Raw genomic sequence first — 4517 nt, forward strand, 5'->3', positions numbered from 1 at the left:
TCTCACGGAGACTGAATCAGGACGCCCGCGCTACTTCAAGCCTGAGTTTTTCAACCGAATAGGGGCGCTAGCGGACGTTCGGTATTCCGTCAGTCCGCCACAACGTCTCGCCCCCTTTCGGATCGACAATGCTCACAACCTCATCCGTGAAAAACAGATCAATCACCGCACCTTCGACGCCAGGGGAGATGTTTGTCGTGATGTGCTCGAAGTCATCCCCAAGGTCTTCGCCCCAGGCGATATCGAACACGATCAGCCGGCGATCCTGAGACAGGATCACCAAGGTCTCCTCACCGTCGCGGGACTGGAGCAGCGGCACTATGAGCCGGCAATGGCGTGGCGAAGGTTCCTGCATGCCGGCAGGCTAGAGCAGAAGCGCATGTTCGCAAGTGGCGCGCTTCCCGCCAGTCGGGTTCGGGCCGTGTTCCAATGGCGGGAATGGCGGGGATCGGCTGGCTAGCCGCCCTCTGCCCGGCCTTTCAGGCTCGCTCGCCCCGGCGGATCGCGCCTATTCGTAGAGGAGGACGAGCGTTTCATCCGCGCTGGGTTCCACGTCATAATAGATGATCGTCTCGCCCGCCGCGCGCTTGCCGACGGCGAGCTTGACGACGGGGCCGCGCCCTTCATTGTCGTCGCTCCACTGAACCCCGCGCCACCGGCCGGTCGGCGCGTTCGGATCGGTTTGATTGATCGCGGTGCGCGTCTTCAACCGGCCATGCCGGGTTTCCACGAAATCCTTGTCGGGATGAATGACCACGCCGTTCAGATACGCCGCGCGCCCGGTGGAGCTCAGCGCGATCCCGCCATCGTCCCGCCGGGTGACGGTCAGCGCCCCGCGCTCCACCTCCTGAAGCTGCATGTGCTTCACCGATTGCAGGATCAGGCGATGATCCTCCTCGCTGATGCCCAGGTTCGGATGGTATCGCAGCGTGCGGTCCGCGTTGCGGTGGTTCGCGGACCAGTCGGCGAACCACTCCGGCCGTTGCCGCACGGCGGCCATCATCCGCTCCATCCGTTCGGTGACCTGCCTTGGTATCATCATCATCATCGTGCGCGACGCATGCGTTCCCACGGCCGGGATGAATGCCCGGCTGTCGCCGGCGGCGCGGTCCGCCGATGGAGGATCGCCCCGCCGCTCCTCGGCGGGCGCCCCGCACGCCGCCAGCACCGACAACATCGCCGCCGCCAGATAAAACGCCCTCATGGACTTCCCCGATTCCGATTCCGCGTGCCGGCGGTCCTATCGCGCCCGCCGCCGATCGTCACCGCCCGGTTTCGACCCGGACGATCGCCGGATCGCGCCCCTCCCGCTTCGCCTGCCTGACCTGCCGGAATCGCCTGATCGCAAGGACCAGCCAGGCGAGACCGGCAAGCGCGAAGACCGCCAGCCCGGCATTTCCGCCGATGCCGAAAGGCCCACGGCCACCGCGAACCATCATGTCGCAAGCCAATCCGAACGCGCCGGCCGAAAGCAGCAGATACGTCCAGGGGAGGAGGCCGAAAATATCGGTATGGATCGTCTTCATCCGCGACACCCCTGGCCAGCTTCTCCACGACAATGCCGCCGGCGGGCTTCGTCCGCAACCAGCGCGTCCGCCAGCCCGCATTTCCGCCGGCAGACGGTTTCATTTCACCGCCAATGGTTCCAGACATGGATATGCGACACCCCTGTGCCGGAGCGCCCCATGACTGAAGCACGCCATCCGGACGGCAGCGCCGGCGATGTCGATTATGGCCGGATCGGCGGCACCTACAGCCGGTTTCGCAGGCCCGATCCCGTCATCGCCGCGCAGATCCACGCGGCGCTGGGCGATGCGCGGACCGTGCTGAACGTCGGCGCCGGGGCGGGATCCTATGAGCCGCCGGACCGCGATGTCACGGCGGTGGAACCATCGGCATCGATGCGCGCGCAGCGGCCCGCGCATCTTTCCGTGGCGATCGACGCGGTGGCGGAAAACCTGCCGTTCGCGGACGGCCGCTTCGACGCGTCGATGGCCACCGTCACCGTCCATCAATGGTCCGATCTCGAAAAGGGGCTGGCCGAGATGCGCCGGGTCACGCGCGGGCCGGTCGTGCTGCTCGTCTGCGATCCGGCGCGGATGATGGATTACTGGCTGAGCGACTATATCCCCGAAGTGCGCGAGATCGAGGCGAGCCGCTTCCCCGCGATCGACCGGATCACCGCCGCGCTTGGCGGGCGCGTTCGGGTCGAACCCGTGCCCGTCCCCCTGCTGTGCGCGGACGGATTCAACGAAGCCTATTATGGCCGCCCCGAAGCGCTGCTCGACGCGGAAGCGCGCCTCGCCTGTTCCAGTTGGAGCCTTGTTCCAAAGGCCTCGGTCGAACGCTTCGTGCACGCGCTTGCGGACGATCTGGCAAGCGGGCGGTGGGACGAGAAATTCGGCCATCTCCGCACCCAGCCATTCTTCGACGGCCCCCTCCGCCTCGTGACCGGCACACCCGCATCGGCTTGAATGGCCGGCATCGCGCACGGCCCCATGCGGAGCGGAAGCCGGAGCCCGCCCTGCTGAATCCAACCCGTTCGGGCTGAGCCTGTCGAAGCCCTGTCCTTCCTTGACACCGCAACAACCGGAGCCCGCCCCTCCCCCTCAATCCCTCCAACCCGTTCGGGCTGAGCCTGTCGAAGCCCTGTCCTTCCTTGACACCGAAACAGAAGAACAGGGCTTCGACAGGCTCAGCCCAAACGGGGGGCCGCGTCGGCGCACGAAATGACACTCTCAACGCCGCCGAAACCGCGATCGCCATGGGCCACATTTCAGGATCGATTTGGCCGCCGCGCGGGCAGCCCCGCCGCGCTATCGATTGCCCGCCATATAGGCCGTGGCCTTCTCCATCATCGCATCCCTCATGGTCGACTGGACCTTCGGGGCGGTCTCGTTCATCCACCCCACCGTCACGCTCTGGAATTCGGGCGTGACCACCGCCAGCTTTTCCGCCACGGCGCTCTCGGCGAATTTGAGGAAGGCCCGCTCCACCGCCGGCGGAACCTTGGGCGTGGTGCCCGGCGCGACCATTGCCTGGAATTCCTGATCCGTCAGCGCGCCCGCACCGGCCCTTTCACCCATCTTCTTCTTCTCGACCGGGCTGAGAGCGGCCCGCGCCTGCGCCAGTGCCGCCGCCGCCCCCTGCCGCGCCTCCGGGCTGCGATAAAAGGCGAGAAGCTCGCGAAGTTCCGGCACTGTGAAGGATCGCGCCAGCAGCTCGCGATGGCGCACCGCCAGATCCATGCAGGCATCGTTGAACACGGGCTCGACGGCGGCCAGCCCGGCAGCCTTCATCGCCGCCGTCAGCCCCGGATGCTTCGCTTCCGCCGGGGGCAGGTTCGGATCCTGGGCAAGCCCCTTGTCGATCGCCGATACCGCGTTGGCGTGCAGATTTCCCAGCATCGCCTCGCGTGGCGTAAGCACCTCCGCGAGTTCCGCGGCCAGCGCCTGCGCGGTCGACACGGGCGCCGCCGCGCCCGCCTCCACCGGGGCCGCGCCGGCCTGCCCCCGCCCGGCATCCGCCTGCTGGGCTTGCCCGGCTTGGGCCTGCCCTGCTTGGGCCTGGGCCGCCATCATCGCCACGCCCGCCGCCATGGCGAAACCAGATCCGCGCATCGTCTTCATCCCCGAAATCGTCTTCATCCCCGAAATCGCCTTCACCCCCGAAATCCGGTTCACGCCGCCGCGCCCGATCCGCCCTATTTCCAGTCCAGCCCCTTGGTGGGAAAGCGGATGGCCTGCTGCCCCGCCTCGTAGAACTCGATCTGGACGATCGTCTCGTCGGCGGTCCGCACGCCCTTTTCCAGCGATGCGCGATCGGTGAAGAACACGATGTTCGACGATCCGTCGCTGGCGCCGATGCCGCTGAAATTGCGGGCCGGCGCCTTGCCGAAGCGGACCTGCAGCTTGCACCGCTCATAGGATCGGCACAGGATCTGCCCCTCCCCGTTCAGCGCGACGAACGCGTCGCGCCCATGCTGCGGCGAATCGCGCAGGCAAAGCTCGGCCGTCACATTGTCATAGGGCGCATCCAGCCGCACCTCGTTGGTGGAGGTGACGCAGGCCGACTTGGTCGGCTTGTCCGTCATCGGATCGATCTTCTCGCTATAAGTCCAGCCCGTTCCGCCGCGCGCGGCAGCCCCGGCGCCCCCGGCGGCCACCTCCGCCTGGATATTCGCCGCCGCGCGCTCGATCGCGTCGGCCGCCGCCTCGGCAGCATTGTCCGGCGATCCGGCAGGCGGCGGCGCACCACACCCCGCCACGGCCAACAGCACCACCACCAGACCCGATTTCCGCATCATTTACCCCCGGCCCCGATCGAAGCCACCAGCCACGCCCCCCGCGAACGCGCCCCATCCAACTAGCGCACCGCGCGCCGAAACGAAAAGAGCGGCGCGGCGCGGGCGGCGGTTTTTAGGTCCATATTGGATGAATTGGTTGGGGGGAGAGCGTCAAGAAACTAGGTGTTTGATCCCACGGTTTGATGGTGCGATCCTTTCATTGGAATGGAAG

At 66.9% G+C, this 4517-nt stretch carries 6 protein-coding genes; 2 read left to right on the plus strand and 4 right to left on the minus strand.

What is annotated here, in order from left to right; genetic code table 11:
- A partial coding sequence (locus tag ACODTA_RS30190) for a hypothetical protein (RefSeq protein ID WP_489071368.1) occupies positions 1 to 460 on the plus strand: 460 nt, incomplete at its 5' end.
- A 48-nt stretch (positions 461 to 508) separates the two neighbouring features.
- On the opposite strand, the gene ACODTA_RS30195 is transcribed toward ACODTA_RS30190, so the two are convergent.
- Both ACODTA_RS30195 and ACODTA_RS30200 read right to left on the minus strand, forming a co-directional pair.
- Positions 509 to 1204, minus strand: coding sequence for a hypothetical protein (locus tag ACODTA_RS30195; protein ID WP_489071370.1), 696 nt, complete (start codon positions 1202 to 1204; stop codon positions 509 to 511).
- A 58-nt stretch (positions 1205 to 1262) separates the two neighbouring features.
- Positions 1263 to 1526 (minus strand): hypothetical protein, encoded by a 264-nt coding sequence (locus tag ACODTA_RS30200; protein WP_489071372.1) that lies wholly within the window; start codon positions 1524 to 1526, stop codon positions 1263 to 1265.
- Between the two features lie 159 nt (positions 1527 to 1685).
- Here ACODTA_RS30200 and ACODTA_RS30205 point away from each other — a divergent pair, with 159 nt between their 5' ends.
- Positions 1686 to 2474 (plus strand): class I SAM-dependent methyltransferase, encoded by a 789-nt coding sequence (locus ACODTA_RS30205; RefSeq protein WP_489071374.1) that lies wholly within the window; start codon positions 1686 to 1688, stop codon positions 2472 to 2474.
- A gap of 342 nt (positions 2475 to 2816) precedes the next feature.
- Here the strand turns inward: ACODTA_RS30205 and ACODTA_RS30210 are convergent, their stop codons facing one another.
- Positions 2817 to 3647 (minus strand): DUF2059 domain-containing protein, encoded by an 831-nt coding sequence (locus tag ACODTA_RS30210; RefSeq protein ID WP_489071376.1) that lies wholly within the window; start codon positions 3645 to 3647, stop codon positions 2817 to 2819.
- 56 nt (positions 3648 to 3703) lie between these two features.
- Positions 3704 to 4303 (minus strand): hypothetical protein, encoded by a 600-nt coding sequence (locus ACODTA_RS30215; protein ID WP_489071378.1) that lies wholly within the window; start codon positions 4301 to 4303, stop codon positions 3704 to 3706.
- Between the last annotated feature and the right edge of the window lie 214 nt (positions 4304 to 4517).

It is taken from the genome of Sphingomonas sp. FG14 (assembly GCF_057809675.1).

Coding starts and splice junctions, on each gene's coding strand:
- ACODTA_RS30210 (WP_489071376.1), bottom strand. CDS start 3,647: ATGAAGACGATTTCGGGGATGAAGACGATGCGCGGATCTGGTTTCGCC.
- ACODTA_RS30205 (WP_489071374.1), top strand. CDS start 1,686: ATGACTGAAGCACGCCATCCGGACGGCAGCGCCGGCGATGTCGATTAT.
- ACODTA_RS30195 (WP_489071370.1), bottom strand. CDS start 1,204: ATGAGGGCGTTTTATCTGGCGGCGGCGATGTTGTCGGTGCTGGCGGCG.
- ACODTA_RS30200 (WP_489071372.1), bottom strand. CDS start 1,526: ATGAAGACGATCCATACCGATATTTTCGGCCTCCTCCCCTGGACGTAT.
- ACODTA_RS30215 (WP_489071378.1), bottom strand. CDS start 4,303: ATGCGGAAATCGGGTCTGGTGGTGGTGCTGTTGGCCGTGGCGGGGTGT.